The organism is Novosphingobium sp. AAP93 (assembly GCF_001296055.1).
In the GTDB taxonomy this organism is placed as follows: Bacteria; Pseudomonadota; Alphaproteobacteria; order Sphingomonadales; family Sphingomonadaceae; genus Novosphingobium.
Map to the genome: position 1 here is coordinate 1 of NZ_LJHZ01000024.1, position 17,952 is coordinate 17,952.

At 66.4% G+C, this 17,952-nt stretch carries 21 protein-coding genes and 1 pseudogene; 7 read left to right on the forward strand and 15 right to left on the reverse strand.

The annotated features are described in order from the left end of the window. From IP83_RS05195 to IP83_RS05235, 9 genes and pseudogenes are all read right to left on the reverse strand, one after another. Nucleotides 1-325: pseudogene (locus IP83_RS05195) on the reverse strand (hypothetical protein); the annotation flags it as partial. After that, on the reverse strand, nt 322-621 hold the full coding sequence (locus IP83_RS05200) for a hypothetical protein (protein WP_054121156.1): 300 nt from the start codon (nt 619-621) through the stop codon (nt 322-324). The pseudogene IP83_RS05195 and the gene IP83_RS05200, both read right to left, overlap by 4 nt. Then, nucleotides 621-998, reverse strand: coding sequence for a type II toxin-antitoxin system VapC family toxin (locus tag IP83_RS05205; RefSeq protein ID WP_171955420.1), 378 nt, complete (start codon nt 996-998; stop codon nt 621-623). The genes IP83_RS05200 and IP83_RS05205 overlap by 1 nt, the downstream gene beginning before the upstream one ends. Beyond that, nucleotides 995-1,267, reverse strand: coding sequence for a hypothetical protein (locus IP83_RS05210; RefSeq protein ID WP_054121157.1), 273 nt, complete (start codon nt 1,265-1,267; stop codon nt 995-997). The genes IP83_RS05205 and IP83_RS05210 overlap by 4 nt, the downstream gene beginning before the upstream one ends. Then, the gene (locus IP83_RS05215; RefSeq protein ID WP_054121158.1) at nt 1,264-1,515 is read right to left on the reverse strand and encodes a hypothetical protein; all 252 of its coding nucleotides are present in this window, start codon (nt 1,513-1,515) and stop codon (nt 1,264-1,266) included. Before IP83_RS05215 ends, IP83_RS05210 begins: the two co-directional genes overlap by 4 nt. 47 nt (nt 1,516-1,562) lie before the next feature. Further along, nucleotides 1,563-3,044, reverse strand: a complete 1,482-nt coding sequence (locus IP83_RS05220) for a serine hydrolase (RefSeq protein WP_231624913.1) — start codon at nt 3,042-3,044, stop codon at nt 1,563-1,565. A 99-nt stretch (nt 3,045-3,143) separates the two neighbouring features. Then, on the reverse strand, nt 3,144-3,977 hold the full coding sequence (locus IP83_RS05225) for a TIGR04222 domain-containing membrane protein (RefSeq protein ID WP_054121160.1): 834 nt from the start codon (nt 3,975-3,977) through the stop codon (nt 3,144-3,146). Next, nucleotides 3,974-4,537, reverse strand: a complete 564-nt coding sequence (locus IP83_RS05230; protein WP_054121161.1) for a hypothetical protein — start codon at nt 4,535-4,537, stop codon at nt 3,974-3,976. The genes IP83_RS05225 and IP83_RS05230 overlap by 4 nt, the downstream gene beginning before the upstream one ends. A gap of 26 nt (nt 4,538-4,563) precedes the next feature. After that, nucleotides 4,564-5,502 carry a LysR substrate-binding domain-containing protein gene (locus IP83_RS05235; protein WP_054121162.1) on the reverse strand — a complete coding sequence of 313 codons (939 nt, stop codon included), beginning with the start codon at nt 5,500-5,502 and terminating at the stop codon, nt 4,564-4,566. Nucleotides 5,503-5,601: 99 nt separating this feature from the next. Between IP83_RS05235 and IP83_RS05240 the strand changes: the two genes are divergently transcribed. After that, nucleotides 5,602-5,808, forward strand: coding sequence for a hypothetical protein (locus IP83_RS05240; protein ID WP_054121163.1), 207 nt, complete (start codon nt 5,602-5,604; stop codon nt 5,806-5,808). Here IP83_RS05240 and rimM read toward each other — a convergent pair. The 3 genes from rimM to ffh are packed head-to-tail and all read right to left on the reverse strand — an operon-like array spanning nt 5,793 to nt 8,279. After that, nucleotides 5,793-6,281 (reverse strand): ribosome maturation factor RimM, encoded by a 489-nt coding sequence (gene rimM, locus IP83_RS05245; protein ID WP_054121164.1) that lies wholly within the window; start codon nt 6,279-6,281, stop codon nt 5,793-5,795. The two genes, IP83_RS05240 and rimM, sit on opposite strands and share 16 nt — an antisense overlap. A gap of 6 nt (nt 6,282-6,287) precedes the next feature. Then, on the reverse strand, nt 6,288-6,737 hold the full coding sequence (gene rpsP / locus IP83_RS05250; protein WP_054121165.1) for a 30S ribosomal protein S16: 450 nt from the start codon (nt 6,735-6,737) through the stop codon (nt 6,288-6,290). A gap of 42 nt (nt 6,738-6,779) precedes the next feature. Further along, entirely contained in the window at nt 6,780-8,279 is a 1,500-nt protein-coding gene (ffh, locus tag IP83_RS05255; protein ID WP_054121166.1) for a signal recognition particle protein, read from the reverse strand. Between the two features lie 280 nt (nt 8,280-8,559). Between ffh and IP83_RS05260 the strand changes: the two genes are divergently transcribed. From IP83_RS05260 to IP83_RS05285, 6 genes are all read left to right on the forward strand, one after another. Continuing rightward, nucleotides 8,560-10,215 carry a bifunctional diguanylate cyclase/phosphodiesterase gene (locus tag IP83_RS05260; protein ID WP_054121175.1) on the forward strand — a complete coding sequence of 552 codons (1,656 nt, stop codon included), beginning with the start codon at nt 8,560-8,562 and terminating at the stop codon, nt 10,213-10,215. A gap of 39 nt (nt 10,216-10,254) precedes the next feature. Beyond that, a complete protein-coding gene (dapF, locus tag IP83_RS05265; RefSeq protein WP_054121167.1) occupies nt 10,255-11,064 on the forward strand; it encodes a diaminopimelate epimerase in 810 nt (269 codons plus the stop codon). After that, the gene (locus IP83_RS05270) at nt 11,061-12,239 is read left to right on the forward strand and encodes a MiaB/RimO family radical SAM methylthiotransferase (protein WP_054121168.1); all 1,179 of its coding nucleotides are present in this window, start codon (nt 11,061-11,063) and stop codon (nt 12,237-12,239) included. The genes dapF and IP83_RS05270 overlap by 4 nt, the downstream gene beginning before the upstream one ends. After that, nucleotides 12,236-13,186: a signal recognition particle-docking protein FtsY gene (gene ftsY, locus IP83_RS05275; RefSeq protein WP_054121169.1), complete on the forward strand. Its 951-nt coding sequence runs from the start codon at nt 12,236-12,238 to the stop codon at nt 13,184-13,186. Before IP83_RS05270 ends, ftsY begins: the two co-directional genes overlap by 4 nt. After that, entirely contained in the window at nt 13,183-13,830 is a 648-nt protein-coding gene (locus IP83_RS05280; protein ID WP_054121170.1) for an inner membrane-spanning protein YciB, read from the forward strand. Before ftsY ends, IP83_RS05280 begins: the two co-directional genes overlap by 4 nt. Before the next feature lie 112 nt (nt 13,831-13,942). Further along, a complete protein-coding gene (locus IP83_RS05285; protein ID WP_054121171.1) occupies nt 13,943-14,515 on the forward strand; it encodes a urate hydroxylase PuuD in 573 nt (190 codons plus the stop codon). Nucleotides 14,516-14,707: 192 nt separating this feature from the next. On the opposite strand, the gene IP83_RS05290 is transcribed toward IP83_RS05285, so the two are convergent. The 3 genes from IP83_RS05290 to IP83_RS05300 all read right to left on the reverse strand — a co-directional run bounded on the left by IP83_RS05290 (nt 14,708) and on the right by IP83_RS05300 (nt 17,833). Then, entirely contained in the window at nt 14,708-16,648 is a 1,941-nt protein-coding gene (locus tag IP83_RS05290) for a potassium transporter Kup (RefSeq protein ID WP_082364499.1), read from the reverse strand. A gap of 154 nt (nt 16,649-16,802) precedes the next feature. Further along, nucleotides 16,803-17,486, reverse strand: a complete 684-nt coding sequence (locus tag IP83_RS05295) for a tetratricopeptide repeat protein (RefSeq protein WP_054121172.1) — start codon at nt 17,484-17,486, stop codon at nt 16,803-16,805. Next, a complete protein-coding gene (locus IP83_RS05300) occupies nt 17,483-17,833 on the reverse strand; it encodes a cytochrome c-type biogenesis protein (RefSeq protein WP_082364500.1) in 351 nt (116 codons plus the stop codon). Before IP83_RS05300 ends, IP83_RS05295 begins: the two co-directional genes overlap by 4 nt. Nucleotides 17,834-17,952: the final 119 nt, after the last annotated feature.

Here is a 17,952-nt window from a genome sequence, read left to right on the forward strand (position 1 = left end):
CGTGCGGTGATTCCCGACCTTCGGAGGTGGGATTGGCGGCACCTGCCCCTCCACCACCTTCGGTGGTCCCCCTCCCCGTGCCGGGGAGGAATGCCCGCGCATGGTCAATGGCCTTGGCCAGCACGTCGACGCGCAGCACCATGCCCGCGCCGCCGCCTGCGGGCGTATCATCGACAGTGCGGTGCTTGTCGTACGCGAAATCGCGGATCTGGACGGTATCGAGCGCCCACGTGCCTTCCGCCATGGCGCGGCCGGCGAGGCTGACGCCGAGCGGGCCGGGGAACATCTCCGGGTAGAGGGTGAGGACAGTGGCGACGAAGGTCATTTAGAGGCCCAACGGGCTGCGATCATGTTCGCCACCAGATTGATGAGTATTACAGGAAAGCCAACGATAAGGAACATTGCTGGGCTGTACGCAGAATGATCCGCCGCGCCCTCACTCAGCAGCCAGTAGACATGGCCAAACAGGGCCGCAACGAAAACGAAAATCGTCGGCACGAAGCCAGCCAACGCCTGCCCAATACCCAACCTGCGACCGTACTTGGTCAAAAGCAGCACGACAGGGACTGAGATAATCATCGGCATCAATGCGAACACAAAAACGTTGAAGAGATGCTCCATCACACCGTCCAGTTCTCGACCTTGAGCCCCGGCACATCGGCGAAATCGGCTTCATTGTTCGTCACCACCGTCGCGCCGATGCTGAGCGCATGGGCGGCAAGCAGCCGGTCGAAGCGGGCGCGCTTGAAGGGCAGGCGGGCGTATTCGCGTGCGGCGGATTCGTCGAAGGAAAGGATCGGGATGACGGCGACAAACGCCTCCAGCACGGCAGGCTCGGGCGGCTTGCCCGCCACCGTTCCCACGGCGACTTCGGCAAAACTGATCGATGATATCGCGATATCACCCGGCTCAAGCTGCGAAAGCCGCACGCCGAGGGGCGCGAACCGCGCGGTCATGGCATAGACCGCACAGTCACTGTCGATCAAAAAACGGATCACGCCTCAGGCTTTGCCTTGCGTGCCGCGATCGTGCTGGGCCGTTCCTCGAAATCCTCGCGCGGGGGAAGCGTCAGGCCGGGAGCCTTGCCCCAGAACCCACTGATATCGATCTTGCGCTTGGGGGCGTCTACCGGCTCGATGCGAAAGGTCATGCGGTCCTCCTTGACCATGCGCACTTCGGTGCCCTCTTCAAAGCCGAGCGCCTTGGGCAGGCGCAGCGCGACCGAATTGCCGGACTTGAAAGTCTTGCCGAGAAACTCCTCGCTCACTGCACTTTCTCCCGCTCATCGAGTTCGGCGACCACATCTTCCTTGAGCCAGCGCAGCGCATCCCATGGACAGTCGCAGCCCTTCTCCCCCAGCCAGAGCACGCGCGCCAGCAGGGCCTGCGCCGATGGTTCGACGTAGCGATCCTGCACCCGGCCTTCAGCCAAGGCTGGCCCCGTGACATGCACATGATAGCCATCCGCGCCGGGATAGGCGTAGAGATGGCCATCGCTCCATCTGCAGTAGCTCATGACAGACTCCGTATATACATTCCGTATATACAATCCTTGCGCCAAATTCAATCCTTCCCCTCGAACGCATAGCCCAGCGATTGCAGCGTGATCGGCTTGGTCGGCGCAAGCAGCACGGTACCCTCGATGCTCCCCTTCTCGCACTTCCACGTGAAGGTGCCGCTCAGCGCGCCATCGGCGGCGATCGGCGCAGAGGTCTCGCACATGCCGGATTTGGCCTTGGTTTCCGCCAGCACCCTAGCCCAGTTCACCGCCGTGCGGTCCATCGGGAAGTTCATCGCGACGCGGCCTTGCAGCGCGTCGATGGTGCCGGAGGTCCAGACCGTCTGCGCCGCCGTGTAAAAGCTGGCGAGGTCCGCCGAAACCGGCTCCACACGCTTCACCAGCACACCCTTGGCCGTGAGCAGCGCTGCAATATCCCACACGGGCTGGCTGGGGCCCGAATAGGTGCGGTTGGTGAGCGCAAAGAGCGCAGCGCCGTATTCGGGGAGGACCATGACGTGGCTGCCATAGCCCGGGTAGCCGCCGCCGTGGGCGAGGACCGTGCCGTAATCGCAATCGGTGATGACGCGCCAGCCCATGCCGTAGGCCAGGGCGCCGGGGCACTGCTTGTCGCCGCCGGTGGCATAGCGGTGGAAGACATTGGCGTTGTTCGCGCCGCGCATGATCTGGCGGACAGTGGCGCGCTTGGCAGGGCCAGTGTCTTCGCCGTCGCGCGGGGGCCAGGCGGAGGTGATGAAGCTTAGCCACTTGGCATAGTCGGTTGCGCTCGTTTCGAGGCCGCCCATCGCGTTGAACGCGCCGTCCTTCATCGTGGGTTCCTCGGCCCACGCGTCGTTTTCCCAGCGATAGCCGATCGCGCGCTTGTCCTTCGGGTGGGCGAGGACGTCGAAGCCGCTGGCGGTCATCCCCAGCGGGGTGAGCAGGCGCTGCTCGACGAAGCTGCGGTAGGGCGCCTTCGTGATGTTGGCGATGACGCGGCCGAGGATCGCGTAGCCAAGGTTGGCGTATTCGTGGCGCATCTCGGGCGCGCGGGTGAAGGGGACGCCAGCGCGGAGGAGCGCGGTGAAGGCGGTCTGCGAGAGGACCTGCTGGCGGTCTCCCCACGGGTCGTCGGTTACGAAACCGGCGCTGTGGGTGAGCAGGTCGCGGATGGTGATGCGCGGGGAATCGGTGGTGGGATAGGTCCAGCCGCGCAGTTCGGGGACATAGCGGTCCGCCGGATCATCGAGCGCGAGCTTGCCCTCGTCGCGCAGCTTGAGGATCGACAGCGCGGTGAAGGCCTTGGTCATCGAGGCGATGCGGAACAGCGTGTCGGGCGTAACGGGGCGCTTCTGGACGAGGTCCTGGACGCCTTCGGTTTTGACGTAGGCAAGGCGGCCGTCCTTGACCACGCCGAACACCATGCCGGGGATGTGGTTTTCGGCCATCCAGTTCTTGAGGATGGTCGTGATTTCGGGGTCGAAGCTGGCGGGATCAGAGGATTGGGCGAGAGCAGGGAGCGGTGTGCCCAGCGCCAGAGATGCCAAGATAACTGCCTTGAACCGCATTCGACGCCTCCAACCGTTCAGCGGCAGGTTGGCACCAATTTCTCGTCAATGCGAGCAGTGACGCAATGGGAGGTGGGACTAGCTCCCGCAGCCGCCGCAGCCGCCTCCGCCGCAACCTCCGCCCCCGCCGCTGCAGCCGCTGCTGCTGCTGGTATCGCCGCCGCTGCCTGATGCCGCGCGCATGCGGTGGAAGTCCGAGAGCCACGAGCCGGTGAGTACGGTCGTGCCGAACAGCGCGACCGCCAGGGGGGTTTCGTCAGTCGGCGCGGCGCGGCGCAGGCGATCGGCTTCGAGGCGGGCGTCCGCCAGCGCGGCCTTGCCGGCACGGGTGCGGCGATCGATCACTGCGAAGCGCAGGATCGCAGCAATCGCGGTGACGATGAGCAAGGCGGTGAGGATACCGACCGGGCGATCGCGCAGCGTGCCGACGATCCACTTGGCCATGCCGAACAGGAACAGCAGCGCGAGCGGCGCCGTCTGGATCAGGCGGAGCTGGCGAGCGGCGCGGCGGTCCATCCACAGGCCCTTGGCCTCCAGCTGCCGTTCGGCGGTTTCAGCCGGTCCGGCGAGGGCGCGGTGGATATCCTGCCAACTTGCGGGTGACGTCAGCGCGGCAACGCGGCGCTCCGCCATGGTCTCACCGCCACGCGGATCGCGGATGGCGACCTTTCCGCTGGACTGCACAGTCGCCGCGCCCTTGGCAAGGAGCCCGACTGTCACCGTCTCGGCAAAACGGTCGCGGCCGCCGGCGAGGAGCGCGATCTCGGCTTCGTCGGGGCGGCGGCCGCGCTGGCCGTCGGGGCGGAGGTAGCGGGGGATGACGAAAGCGGCAAACAGCGCGATGAGCGCCAGTTCACAATAGAGGGTCAGGAATTCAGGGCCATGCAGGTCGAAAGGACCAAGACCGGTCATAAGACACTCCACAGAGCGTAAGCGAGAAGCGCGGCCAGCCCGCCGCCGAGAAGCCAGCGGTAGGGCAGGATCAGCGCTTCATGCGGGTGGACGCGCCGCGCCATGGGATCGATCATCAGGCGTCGGCGCGCATCGGGCCAGATGTCTGCGGTCGCGGGGCCGAAGGCGGCCTCGTAGCTGCGCAGGGTCTGGGCATATTGTTCGTGGAACCGCGCGCCTTCCTCTTGGCCGCCCTTGGTGGGGCCGTGGTGGAGCGGGCGGCGGAGGACTTCAGGGCACAGGCGCTCCCAGTAGTCGCGCGTGTAGGTGAGGTGAAGGTGCCAGGCCTGATCGACCGCATCTGAGGGGGTGACGGGGTGTTCGGCTGTCACCGCGAGGTAGAGGAAGCGGCGATATTCCTCGAACACGCGGGCGGCATGCTTGGCACTCCAGCCGTTCTCACGGGCGAGGCGCCGGGTGAACGGCAGCTCCGCATCGGCGGGGCCGACTTCGTAGGTTGAAAGGGAGAGCCACAGCGGGTCAGCTGCCAGCGGGACGGACGAAGCGAAAGGCGCGTTCATCTATTCGTCCATATACAGCTGACCTGTTACCGCTTCGTTACGGGCGGCGGCGTCCACACTTCCACAGGTGCCATGCCGCGCGCGCGTTCGGCGGCCATTTCGCTGAGGAGCCATTCGCGGAAACGTTCGATCTTGCGCACTCCGGTGCGGCCTTCGGGGCGGACCAGCCAGAGCGAGAACGGCGGGAAGTACAGCGTGGGGAACGGCTGGACGAGGCGGCCAGTGGCGATTTCCTCGGCCCAGAACACGGGTGTCATCAGCGCCGCGCCAAAGCCTGCGCCCGCCATGCGGGCCTCTTCGAGCTGGCTGTCGAACAGGATGCTGGCGGCGGGCGGTGCGGGCGGGAGCGCGATTCCCGCCTCGGCGAACCAGCCGGCCCACCACGGATCATCCTGCGCGAGGCGCTGCACGCGCAGCAGGTCCGCCGGTTCCTTGATGTCGTTGGCAACGAGGAAGTCTGGCGAACAGATCGGCGTGACGTGGTAGCGCATCAGGAATTCGGCGGTGTGGCCGGGCCATGGACCAAGGCCGGAACGGATGGTGACGTCGATCCCTTCGCGCGCGAAATCGGTGATGCGGCCCGTCGTTTCGAGGCGGATGGCCAGATCGGGAACGGCGATCTGGAAGCGCCCGATGCGCGAGCTGAGCCAGGTGCCGCCGAACGAGGGAATCGTGCTGATCGCAAGAATGCCACTGTCATCCGCGCCGAGATTGGCGAAAGCCGTGGCGATATCAGACAGCGCTGCGGAAACAGCGGGGGCAAGGCGGCGGCCCGCTTCGGACAGGCGCACGCGGCCCTTCTCGCGCAGGAACAGCGGGCGGCCGACGCGGTCTTCCAATTGGCGGACCTGATAGCTGACGGCGGCCTGCGTCATGCCGAGCTCCTCGGCAGCGCGGCTGAAATTTTCCAGCCTTGCGGCAGCTTCGAACACGCGGACGGCAGAGAGGGGCGGCAGATCGGGCACGTCTCATGATAAGGCCACCTTATAGAATATGCCAGAGCATTTGTTGGCCCTGCCCCCGCAAGAAAGGTAGAATGCCGCCATCAGCGAAGGAGACGAGCGATGATGGATGAAGTGTGGAGCCGCGGTTGGGCCGAAGCCCACAAGGCAGCCTTGCAGGCGCGCGAGGAACAGGCGCGCACTGGCCGTCCGGTGCCGACGCTGTGGGATGAGCTGCGCATGCTGGTGCGCGATCTGATCACGCCGCCCGTGAAGGTGGAACGCAGCGACGCCTGCTGCGACACGCAGACCTGTCAGTCAGCCGCGTAGGCCGCTTCGATCAGCAGGCGTTCACCGTTCCATTCGGGCACGGCTTCGGGGCGCATGGGGACCATGAAGCGCTTGGAATTGGCGCGCTCGATCTCGAGCACATCGCCTGCGCCGAAGTTTTCGACCGCGACGCAGGTGCCGAGCGCTTCGCCCTCGGTCGAGACGGCGGCAAGACCAATGAGGTCTGTGTAGTAGTATTCGCCTTCCGCCAGTGGCGGGAGGCTGGCGCGCGGCACCGTCAGCACGGTGCCGCGCAGCTTTTCAGCCGCAGTGCGGTCTGCCACTTCGGCAAAGCGGGCGATAGCGCCGCCTTTCCCGTCATCACGCAGCTTCTGCAGCGTGAGTGAGCCGTCGTTGAAGGACTTGTGGGCCTTGAGGCTCGCCACCCCTTCCCCGAACAGCTTGAGCCGCACTTCGCCGCCCACGCCATGCGCGCCGCTGATGGCAGCGAGCGTGACGGGGCGGCCGGTCATGCGGACTTAGCCTTCGGCCTGCTCGGCAGCAGCTTCCTCGGCGGGCGCTTCTTCAGCAGCCGGAGCGGCAGCAGCGGCGGCGGCAGCCTCTTCGGCCTCGCGCTTGGCTTCTTCAGCCTCGGCGATCTTGGCGGCACGCTCTTCGGCGCGCTCCTTGGCCTTCTTGCCGGGTTCGCCCTTGTTGGGGTTGTTGGTCGCGGCGCGTTCCTTGATGCCGGCCTTGTCGAGCATGCGGGCAACGCGGTCGGTCGGCTGCGCGCCGACGCCGAGCCAGTAGCGCACGCGGTCTTCGACGAGGCGGACGCGGTTCGCATCATCCTTGGCGAGGAGCGGGTTGTAGGTGCCGACCTGCTCCAGATAGGCGCCGTCGCGGGGCGAGCGGCTGTTGGCGACGACGACCTTGTAGTAGGGGCGCTTCTTGGAACCGCCACGCGAAAGACGAAGAGAAACCGACATTATTCAAACCTTTCCGAGTAAACTTGTAGCTGAAACCTGAAATCACTTTTTCCGAAGAAGATCGTTGATGTTGGCGGGCATGTTGCCGCCGCCGAGGCCGGGCAAGCCAGGCATGCCGCCCATCCCTGCCCCCATGCCGCCGCCGGGAAGCTTGTCACCGCCCGGAGCACCGCCGCCAAGGCCGGGCATCGCCGCATCAAGACCGCCGCCGCCGAACATGGCAGCAAGACCCTTGAGCCCGCCCATCTTGCGGATCTGCTTCATGGCTTTCGCCATTTCCATGTGCATCTTGATGATCTTGTTGACGTCCTGCACCTGAGTGCCGGAGCCTTTCGCGATACGGATCTTGCGCTTGGCGTTGAGCAGTTCGGGACGCTCGCGCTCCTTGGGCGTCATCGAGCCGATGATCGCGTCCATGTGAAGCAGCACCTTGTCATCCATGCCCGAGGCGGCCATCGCCTGCTTGGCCTTCTTCATTCCGGGCATGAGGCCCGCGAGCACGCCGAGGCCCCCCATGCGCTGCATCTGCTGCAGCTGGGTGCGCAGGTCGTTCATGTCGAACTGGCCCTTGGCCATGCGCTGCGCGAGCTTCTCGGCCTCGTCGGCCTTGACCGTGGCGGCCGCCTTCTCGACGATCGAGACGATATCGCCCATGCCGAGGATGCGGCCGGCAACGCGCTCCGGATTGAACTGCTCGATCGCATCGAGCTTTTCACCGGTGGCGGCGAACTTGATCGGCTTGCCGGTGACCGCGCGCATCGACAGCGCCGCACCGCCGCGCGCATCGCCGTCCATGCGGGTGAGCACGACGCCGGTGAGATCGACCTCGCCCGCGAAGTTCTGCGCGACGTTGACCGCATCCTGACCGGTCAGCGAATCGACCACCAGCAGCGTTTCGCGCGGCGCAGAGACGGCGGAGACGGCCTTCATCTCGTCCATCAGCGCAGAATCGACGTGGAGGCGGCCCGCGGTGTCGAGCATCAGCACGTCGACCGCCTGCAGCTTGGCGGCGTTCAAGGCGCGCTTGGCGATGTCGACCGGGGCCTGGCCCGGCACGATCGGGAGCGTGGCGACACCTGCCTGTGTGCCCAGCACCGCAAGCTGCTCCTGCGCCGCCGGACGATTGACGTCGAGCGAGGCCATCAGGACCTTCTTGCCCTGCTTTTCCTTGAGCAGCTTGGCGATCTTGGCGGTCGTCGTCGTCTTGCCCGAGCCCTGGAGGCCGACCATCATGATGACGACCGGCGGCGTGGCGGCGAGATCGAGATCGGCGGTTTCCGAGCCCAGCATCTCGACCAGCGCGTCGTTGACGATCTTGACGACCTGCTGGCCGGGGGTGACCGACTTCAGCACCTGCTGGCCGGTCGCTTCCTCGCTCACCTTGTCGATGAAGCGGCGGACTACCGGGAGCGCGACGTCGGCTTCGAGCAGCGCGATGCGCACTTCGCGCATGGCAGCGGTGACATCTTCCTCGCGCAGCGCGCCGCGGCCGCGCAGGCGGTCGAACACGCCTCCAAGCCGGTCTGACAGACTATCGAACACGCCCGTTGCTCCTGTTTCCCGGTCGACCAGCAGTGAAACGCGAAAAACGCCGGTGGGCGAAACCTCGCCGACCAGCGTATGGCGTCCATCACGGAGAACCGGGATAAAACTGACCTGCGAAAGGGCACGGACCCCGTCGCAGTTGGGGGCGCTTACGCGAAATGGCGCGGCGGGGCAAGCCCTTGCGCTTTTGCCGTCCCGGCAAGGCGAACTTAACCAAAACTTCAGGCCGTTTGGATAATCATCCGGATTGGACCCGAAAGGAGTGGGCAAGCCGATCATGGCGACGACCGGAGACGACAGGACCGATACGGCGGGCCGCAAGGCACCGCTAGAACGCGCCGAGCGCGATCTCGTCGCGCTCGGCATCCTGGTCGCGGCGATCTTCCTGTTCGTCGGCACCGGATCGACGGTGATGACCGGCATTGTCCGCAGCTGGATCTATGGTGTGGGCAGCCCCGACGTGCTGCTCACCAACGCGCTGATCCTCAATGTCGCGCTGCTGCTGTTCGGCTGGCGGCGCTACGCCGAACTGCAGCGCGAGATCGCCGAGCGCCGCAAGGCCGAGGAAACCGCGACACGGCTGGCGCAGACCGACGCGCTCACCGGATGCCTCAATCGTCGCAGCCTCGACGAGGCGATCGCGCGGCTGGTCGGGGAAGCGGCGGCGAGCGGCGAAGCGGTCGCGGTGATGATGATCGATCTCGACAAGTTCAAGCGCTCCAACGACTTGCTTGGCCACAAGGCGGGCGATGCGGTGCTGGTCGAGACGGCGCGGCGGATCGAGGGGTTGATACCCGCGCGCGGGGTGGTGGCGCGGCTGGGCGGCGACGAGTTCATCTGCGCGGCGATCTTCGCGCCGGGCAGCGAGAACGCCATCGAGCGGCTGGCGGTGCGGATCAACGACGGTTTGGCCAAGCCGATCATCTGCGGCGGGCTGCGCGCCGAAGTGACGGCCTCGATCGGCGTGTCGCTCGGCTTCGGCAGCGCCGGACAGACCCCGGTGCAGGTGGCGCAGGACCTGCTCCACCGCGCGGACCTTGCGATGTATCAGGCCAAGCGCCGCGGGCGGAACCGCTTCGCGTGGTTCGAGCCAAGCATGGAGAGCGAACTGCGCTTCCGCGGCGAGCTCGAGGCGGGCATCCGCGAGGGACTGAAGCGCGGCGAGTTCGTGCCCTATTATGAAAAGCAGATCGACCTCGAGACGGGCGAGATCACCGGCTTCGAAATGCTCGCTCGCTGGATCTCGTCCCGGCACGGCGTGGTGAGTCCGGACGTGTTCATCCCGGTCGCCGAAGAGATCGGCCTGATCGCGGAGCTTTCCGAAGCACTGATCACTCTGGCGCTCGAGGATGCCAAGGCGTGGGATCCCGGCCTGACGCTTTCGGTCAATATCTCGCCGCTGCAGCTGCGCGATCCGTGGTTTGCGCAGCGCCTGCTGAAGATGCTGGTCGCGGCGAACTTCCCGCCGACGCGGCTGGAAATCGAGATCACCGAAACCTGCCTGCACGAGAACATCGCGGTGGTGCGATCGCTGATCACCAGCCTCAAGAATCAGGGCATCCGCATCAGCCTCGACGATTTCGGCACCGGCTATTCGAGCCTTGCCCAGCTGCGCACGCTGCCGTTCGACCGGATCAAGATCGACCGCAGTTTCGTCTCCTCGCTGGCGCGCAGTGCGGACAGCGCTTCGATCGTCGAGGCGATTTCCTCGCTGGGGCGCGGGATGGCGCTGCCGATCACGGCGGAAGGCGTGGAAAGCGCCGAAGTGCTGAGCGCGCTGCGCCGGTTCGGCCAGTTCAAGGGCCAGGGCTATCTCTATGGCCAGCCCGCTTCGGCCGAGGACGTGAAGCGGGACCTTGCCGCGCGGGGCCTGCTGATCGCCAGTGCGGCTCCGGCGGGCACGCCCGACAGTCCGGCCGCCCGCAGCGCCTGAACCGTTGCGCCGGGCGGCACGGGGTCCTAGATGGGCCCGATGTCTGTCGCTTTTCAGAAGATGCACGGCCTCGGCAACGATTTCATCGTGATCGACGCGCGTGAAGCCCCGGTGGCGATGTCCACGGCGCGCGCGGCTGCGCTGGCCGAGCGGCGCACCGGGATAGGCTGCGACCAGTTGATCATGCTGGAGCCTTCAGCGGGTGCAGCCGTGCGCATGCGCATCTTCAACGCCGACGGCAGCGAAGTGGAAGCCTGCGGCAATGCCGCGCGCGCGGTCGGCCTGCTGCTGGGCGGGGCGCAGCGGATCGAGACACTGGGCGGGACGATCACCGCGACGGCCACGGCGGGCGGCGCGAGCGTCGACATGGGCCCGGCGCGGTTCGGCTGGGACGAGGTTCCCCTAGCCTATGCAATGGATACGTTGTCGATGCCGGTCGGCTGGGAAGAACTCGACAATCCGGCGGCGGTCAATGTCGGCAATCCGCATGTGGTGTTCTTCGTGCCCGATGCCGATGCGGTGATGCTTTCGCGGCTGGGGCCGGTGATCGAAACCGATCCGCTGTTTCCGGAGAAAGTGAATGTCGGCGTCGCCTCTGTCCTTGGGCCGCACCATATCAAGCTGCGCGTGTGGGAGCGCGGCGTAGGTCTGACACGAGCCTGCGGCACGGGCGCCTGCGCGGCGGCGGTGCTGGCGATCCGGCGCAAGCTGGTGACGGGTCCGGTGCGGGTCGACCTGCCCGGTGGGCCGCTGGAGATCGCATGGGAGCCGGGCGGCTCGATCCTGATGACGGGGCCTGCAGCGTTCAGCTTTGCGGGCACGTTCAACGAGGGCGACTATCCCCTGTGAGCGATCCGGTGGTGACACTGGGCTGCCGGCTCAATCTGGCCGAGAGCGAGGCGATCCGGGCGATGGTCGCGGGTGCCGAGCGGCGGACGGTGGTGGTCAATTCGTGTGCGGTGACAGCCGAAGCGGTGCGGCAGTCGCGCCGGGCCGTGCGGCGGCTGCGGGCGGCCAACCCCGATGCGCGGCTGCTGGTGACGGGCTGCGCGGCGACAATAGATCCGGACGAGTTTATCGCGATGCCCGAGGTGGATGGGGTGGTCGCCAATGCCGCGAAATTGGAGGCGGCGGCATGGCAGGCGCGCCCTGCTCCCCGGCCCGCTCCGGCAACCCGCCACACCCGCGCCTTCGTGCCGGTACAGACGGGGTGCGACCATGCCTGCACCTTCTGCATCATCCCCGAGGGGCGCGGGAAGAGCGTGTCGCAGCCTATCGTGGACGTGCTACGGGTGGTTGAAGGCCATCTGCAAGCCGACGCTCGCGAGGTCGTGCTGACAGGCGTGGATGTCACCGGATGGGGCGCGGACCTGCCCGGTTCGCCGCGTCTGGGTGATTTGGTCGCCGCCATCCTGCGCGCATTCCCTGCCCTCCCCCGGCTGCGGCTGTCCTCGCTCGACGGGGTCGAGATCGACGGCCTGCTGTTCGAACTGATCACCGGCGAGGCGCGGGTGATGCCCCATGTGCATCTTTCGCTGCAGGCCGGGCACGACTTGACGCTCAAGCGGATGAAGCGACGCCATACCCGCGCCGAGGCGGTGTCGCTGAGCGAGCGGCTGCGCGCGGCCAGGCCGGAGATTGCCATCGGAGCTGACCTCATTGCCGGGTTTCCGACGGAAGATGACGCCATGCATGCGGCCAATGTCGCCATCGTGGCGGACTGCGGGATCGTGCATGGCCACGTGTTCCCCTACTCCCCCCGCCCCGGCACGCCCGCCGCACGAATGCCGCAAGTGCCGCCGCCTCTGGTGCGCGAGCGGGCAGCGGAAGTGCGCGCTGCGGTCGCCGCGACGCGGGCGCGCTGGCTGGAGGGGTTGATCGGGCAGACGCGCGAAGTGCTTGCCGAGCGCGACGGAACCGGCCATTCCCCCGAATTCGCGCCCTACCGGCTGCCCAAAGGCACCGCGCCGGGCGAGATTGTATCGCTGACACCGACCCGAATCCGCGAAGGCCTGCTGGAATGACTCCCGACGACAGCGCAACCACCAACGAGACGGGCTGGACCGACCGCCTGCTCGGCGGACTGCGCAAGACATCCGAACGCCTGACCGAAAACCTCGCGGGCCTCGCCGGCGGCACGCGCCTGACCGACGCGCAGCTCGATGACCTTGAAGACGCGCTGATCCTCTCGGACCTCGGCCCGCGTGCCGCCGCGCGCATCCGCGAGAAGCTGGCGGCGACGCGGTTTGAAAAGGGTGTCGACGAAGCGGCGCTCGCCGAAGCCGTGGCGGGCGAGATCGCGGCGATCCTGCGTCCTGTGGCCAAGCCGCTCGAGATCGTCGCCTTCCCGCGCCCGCAGGTGATCCTCGTGATCGGGGTCAACGGTTCGGGCAAGACGACGACCATCGCCAAGCTGGCGCACCTGTTTCAGGAGCAGGACTATTCGGTGATGCTGGCGGCGGGCGATACGTTCCGCGCTGCTGCCATCGGCCAGCTCAAGGTCTGGGCGGACCGGCTGGGGATCGAGATCGTATCGGGCGCGGAAGGCGGTGATCCCGCCTCCATCGTGTTCGACGCGGTTAAGGCCGCGACCGACAAGGGCATCGACGCGCTGATCGTCGATACCGCGGGCCGCCTCCACAACAAGCGCGAGCTGATGGACGAGCTGGCCAAGGTGCGCCGCGTGCTGGGTCGGCTCAATCCGGAAGCGCCGCATGACGTGGTGCTCGTGCTCGATGCGACGAACGGGCAGAACGCGCTGCAGCAGATCGAGATCTTCCGCGAGGTGGCGGGGGTTTCGGGCCTCATCATGACCAAGCTTGACGGTACGGCGCGCGGCGGCGTGCTGGTGGCGGCGGCGGAGCAGTATGGCCTTCCGATCCATGCCATCGGCGTGGGCGAGAAGATCGACGACCTGCGCCCCTTCGATCCCGATCTGGTAGCGAGGGTCATCGCGGGAGTGCTGCGGTGAGCGAGACGAAGCCCCAGCCGAAATCGTCGTGGGTGAACCTGCTGGTCGATTACGGCCCGCTGCTCGTGTTCTTCCTCGCCTACCGGTATTTCAGCCCCAAGGACGCAGACAGCCAGAGCCTTGGCGCGGTGGTGGCGGTGACCAAGTCGACCCTGGTGTTCATGGTCGCGACGGTGGCCGCGCTGGTGATCTCGAAATGGCGGCTGGGCAAGATTTCGCCGATGCTGTGGCTCTCGACGATCCTGATCATTGGCTTCGGCTCGCTGACGGTGTTCCTCGGCGATCCGGTGTGGATCCAGATCAAGCCGACCGCGATCTACCTGCTGTTCGCCGCCGTGCTGTTCGGCGGGCTGTTTCGCGGCAAACCGATGCTGCGTACGCTGCTGCAGAGCGCGTTCGACGGGCTTTCGGAGGAAGGCTGGCTCAAGCTCTCGCGCAACTGGGCGTGGTTCTTCCTGTTCCTCGCCGGCCTCAACGAAGTGCTGCGCCATGCGGTCTCGTTCGACACCTGGCTGCTGGTGAAGCTATGGGGGGTGAGCGCGCTGTCGTTCCTGTTCACCTTCGCGCAGATCCCGATGCTGCTGCGCCATGGGCTGGGCGAGGAAGCCGAGGCACAAATCGAGCAGAACCCGCCAAGCGGCTGACGCCTCGCACTAAAATGCAATGACAAGCGGGCCTTTTCCCGCATATGAACCGCAGCGGACCGGCTGGGTGGCCGGACAGCCATCAAGAACCATCTCTTCGGGGGAAACATAAATGGCAAAGTTCTTCGGAAATCTGCATCTCGTGCTCGTGGTCGGCCTTGCCGTCGCGATCGGCGTGATGATCGCCTTCCACGCCAGCGCACCTGTTGACAGCAACTCGGTGTTCCGCTGGGCGCACGCCTTCTTCGGCATCCTCTGGATCGGCCTGCTCTACTACCTGAACTTCGTGCAGGTGCCGACCATGCCCAAGATCCCCGCCGAGCAGAAGGGCGCGATCACCGGGCACATCGCGCCGAAGGTGTTCTTCTTCTTCCGCTACGGCGCACTGCTGACGCTGCTGACCGGCCTCGCGATCTCGATCGTCGACGGCTACGGCCACGAAGCGCTGACCTTCAGCGGTGAAGGCAACGTCAAGCTGATCGGTGTCGGCATGTGGATGGCCATCATCATGGCGTTCAACGTGTGGTTCATCATCTGGCCGGCGCAGAAGAAGATCCTCGGCATCGTCGAGGCGACCGCGGAAGAAAAGGCCGCTGCTGCACCGCGCGCGCTCTATGCCAGCCGCACCAACCTGCTGCTGTCGATCCCGATGATCTACTGCATGGTGAACGCGAACCTCGGCTGATTCAGCCAGCTACCGGTTGCCGACAAGCGGCGCGGGTGCCTTCGGGTTCCCGCGCCGTTTGCGTTTGGGTAGAACAGCCATGGACAGCATTCGTCACCCAGGACTTGATCCGGAGTCCCGCTTGAGGCTGGCACTGCGCTTACGGGGGCAGCGGGACCCCGGATCACGGCCGGGGTGACGGTATGGGAGGCCTCAGATCTTCAGCTGGCTGCCGAGTTCGACCACGCGGTTGGTGGGGAGGCGGAAGAAGCCCATCGCATCCGCCGCATTGCGCAGCATCCAGGCGAAGAGCATTTCGCGCCACAGGGCCATGCCCGGCACGTCCGCCGGGATCAGCGTCTGGCGCGAGAGGAAGAAGCTGGTGCGCATCATGTCGAACGGTTCGCCGCAGACCGAGACGCCGCAGAGCGCGGCCGGGACGTCGGTCTCTTCCATGAAGCCGAAGCGCAGGATCAGGCGGTAGAAGCCCTGCCCGAAGTCCTTGACCTGCGCGCGGTCGGCCGGCTCGACCATCGGCGTATCGGCGATCTGGACGGTGAGGACGACGACGCGCTCATGCAGCACCTTGTTGTGCTTGATGTTGTGGAGCAGCGCCGAGGGGACGCCCGCCGCCGCCGAGGCCATGAACACCGCCGTACCGGGCACGCGCGCGGCGCTGGTGTGGGCGGAGCGGGTGAACACCTCGAGCGGGAGCGCGCCTTCCGCCATATGCTGGCGCATCAGCGCGCGGCCGCGCGACCAGGTGGTGAGCAGGGTGAAGATCGCGGTGCCCATCAGCAATGGCACCCAGCCGCCATCCGGAATCTTGGCGAGATTGGCGCCGAGGTAGGTGGCGTCGATCACAAAGAACAGGCCAAGCAGCGGCAGCGCGGCGACCGGCTTCCAGCGCCAGAGCTTGAAGAGGACGACCGCGAGCAGGATATTGTCGATCAGCATCGCACCGGTCACCGCGATGCCATAGGCTGCCGTGAGATTGCGCGAGCGTTCGAACACCAACACGAGCAGGATCACCGCGATCATCAGCGCCCAGTTGATCGTGGGGATATAGATCTGCCCGGCGGTCGCGGAGGTGTGGCGGATGTTCATGCGCGGGATGAAGCCGAGCTGGATGGCCTGCTGGGTGACCAGAAACGCGCCCGAGATCACCGCCTTGGCGGCGATGACGGCGGCGGTCGTCGCGATGACCAGCAAGGGCCATTCGAAGCCCTTCGGCGCGAGCAGGTAGAACGGGCTGTGAATGGCGCCCGGATCGCGCAGCAGGAGCGCGGCTTGCCCAAGATAGTTGAACACCAGTGCGGGCAGCACGAAGACGAGCCACGACACGCGGATCGGGACGCGGCCAAACTGGCCCATGTCGGCATAAAGGGCTTCGGCACCGGTGACGGCAAGGACGGCAGTGCCCATGGCGATGAAGCCGTGCCACGGATCAGCCATGAACATCGCGAGGGCCCACTGCGGCGAAAGCGCAAGGACCACGCCCGGATCATCCGCAATGCTGCGCAGGCCGAGCAGCGAGATCGTGGCGAAATAGAGCAGCATGAATGGCCCCGCCCAGCGCGAAGCCCAGCTGATGCGTGAGCCGGTGTTCCGGCTCTTGGTGGCGAAAAGGGCGATCACGATGGCGACCACCAGCGGCACGACAAGGCCGTGGAGCGAGGGATTGTAGACCGACAGGCCCTCCACCGCGCTCATGATCGAGACGGCGGGGGTGAGCATCGAATCGCTGTAGAACAAGGCCGTGGCGAGCACGCCAAGCAGGACCACGCCCTTGCCCCAGCGGCGGCCGGTTGCCTGCTGGTTGATCAGGGCGAGGAGCGCGAGGCTGCCGCCCGAGCCCTTGTTGTCCGCCCGCATGATGACGGTGACGTACTTGAGCGTCACGATCAGCATCATCGACCAGAACATCAGGCTGACGATGCCGTAGACGTGCACCCGGTCGAGCGGGAGCGGGTGGTGCCCGGCAAACGTATCGCGCAATGCGTAGAGCGGGCTCGTGCCGATATCGCCGAAGACGACGCCGATGGCGCCGACCGCTAGGCCGAGCGCGCCGACCGGCTTCGCGGCTGGCGCCGACGCGTCCGCAGCGCACGGCGCTTCGCTTTCGGGTCCAGCATCAACCACGGCATCGTTCATTGTCAGCAGGCCCCAGCGCCGGGATCACGGCACAATAGCACAATCGCCCCCGGACGACGCGGCGCTTTAGCACCGGCCCATGGCACTCGCAATGGGATGCACACGGTTGTCAGTAACGCCGGAAATGCGGCTCAAGTTCACGGAAAACCGAGGTTTATTGCTGCGACGACTTCGCGCCCGGGGCCGGCGCGCCTTGCACGGCGCCCTGCATCTGGGCCTGCTCCGCCATCATCGAGTCGAGCTGCTGAAGCCGCTGCTGCAGATCGGCGCGGTAGGGGGCGTCGGCGGGCGAGCGGGCCAGCAGCTGCGCCCACAGCGTGCGCGCTTCGGCGAGACGGCCCGCCTGCGCGAGCGCGAGGCCCATGAAGAAGGGCGGGCCGGGGTGATCAGGCGCGATGTTGGCTGCCTTCTGGAAGGCATACTGCGCCGCAGGGGTCATCACGCCTTCGGTATGGCCGACGAGCGTGTTGCCGAGCGCGACCCACAGGTCGGCGTCATTTGGCGATTTTGCGATGGCCTTGCGCAGGATTTCGGAAGCGGCGCCGAACTGGCCCTGCCGGGTGAGCGCATCGGCGAGGATCAGCCATGACTGGCCCTGCCCGAAGGCCGAGCCCATCTTCTGGCGCTCCTGGATCAGGGTCTGGTCGGCGAGCTTGGTGTTCTCGACCGGAGCCTGCGGCGCGCCGGGCTGGCCAGGGTGGCCTTGCAGCGCGTAGCCAGAGACGCCGAACAGCAGCGCAGCGGCGGTGATTTCCCAGCCGGTGCGCGGCAGCTTGAGCACGACAATCATCACGCCGAGAACGATGAGCGCGATGACAAGAATGAGAACCCAGGTCATGCGGCTTTCCTCCGGCGGAAACGGCCGCGCAACAGGAACGCCGCCAGCGCGAGGAACAGCAGGGGCGCAGCGAACAGCGGCCAGGTGATCGGCTTCACCTGCGGGGTGTAGCTGACGTAGTCGCCGTAGCGCTCGATGAGCCACTGCCGGATCGCTTCGGGATCCTCACCGGCGGCGATACGGGTGCGGACCTGATGGCGCATGTCGCCTGCCATGGGCGCATCGGAATCAGCAATCGACTGGCTCTGGCACTTGAGGCAGCGCAGCGTTTCCATGAGCGCTTGCGCCTTGGCTTCCTGCGCGGGGTCAGCCAGTTGCTTGTAGGCATAGGGCGCGGGCGGGAGCATGTCTTGCGCGGCGGCGGGTGGGGCGAGGGTGAAGGCGGCGAGGAGGGTTAGCAGCAACACCCCCACCGTTCGTGTCGAGCGAAGTCGAGACACCTGACGCCACGCTTGGTGTCTCGACT

What these genes read in the sequence shown, in the direction of transcription:
- IP83_RS05200 (WP_054121156.1), bottom strand. Translation starts at nt 621, where the DNA reads ATGGAGCATCTCTTCAACGTTTTTGTGTTCGCATTGATGCCGATGATT.
- IP83_RS05215 (WP_054121158.1), bottom strand. Translation starts at nt 1,515, where the DNA reads ATGAGCTACTGCAGATGGAGCGATGGCCATCTCTACGCCTATCCCGGC.
- IP83_RS05225 (WP_054121160.1), bottom strand. Translation starts at nt 3,977, where the DNA reads ATGACCGGTCTTGGTCCTTTCGACCTGCATGGCCCTGAATTCCTGACC.
- IP83_RS05230 (WP_054121161.1), bottom strand. Translation starts at nt 4,537, where the DNA reads ATGAACGCGCCTTTCGCTTCGTCCGTCCCGCTGGCAGCTGACCCGCTG.
- IP83_RS05240 (WP_054121163.1), top strand. Translation starts at nt 5,602, where the DNA reads ATGATGGATGAAGTGTGGAGCCGCGGTTGGGCCGAAGCCCACAAGGCA.
- rimM (WP_054121164.1), bottom strand. Translation starts at nt 6,281, where the DNA reads ATGACCGGCCGCCCCGTCACGCTCGCTGCCATCAGCGGCGCGCATGGC.
- rpsP (WP_054121165.1), bottom strand. Translation starts at nt 6,737, where the DNA reads ATGTCGGTTTCTCTTCGTCTTTCGCGTGGCGGTTCCAAGAAGCGCCCC.
- IP83_RS05260 (WP_054121175.1), top strand. Translation starts at nt 8,560, where the DNA reads ATGGCGACGACCGGAGACGACAGGACCGATACGGCGGGCCGCAAGGCA.
- dapF (WP_054121167.1), top strand. Translation starts at nt 10,255, where the DNA reads ATGTCTGTCGCTTTTCAGAAGATGCACGGCCTCGGCAACGATTTCATC.
- ftsY (WP_054121169.1), top strand. Translation starts at nt 12,236, where the DNA reads ATGACTCCCGACGACAGCGCAACCACCAACGAGACGGGCTGGACCGAC.
- IP83_RS05285 (WP_054121171.1), top strand. Translation starts at nt 13,943, where the DNA reads ATGGCAAAGTTCTTCGGAAATCTGCATCTCGTGCTCGTGGTCGGCCTT.
- IP83_RS05290 (WP_082364499.1), bottom strand. Translation starts at nt 16,648, where the DNA reads ATGAACGATGCCGTGGTTGATGCTGGACCCGAAAGCGAAGCGCCGTGC.
- IP83_RS05295 (WP_054121172.1), bottom strand. Translation starts at nt 17,486, where the DNA reads ATGACCTGGGTTCTCATTCTTGTCATCGCGCTCATCGTTCTCGGCGTG.
- IP83_RS05300 (WP_082364500.1), bottom strand. Translation starts at nt 17,833, where the DNA reads ATGCTCCCGCCCGCGCCCTATGCCTACAAGCAACTGGCTGACCCCGCG.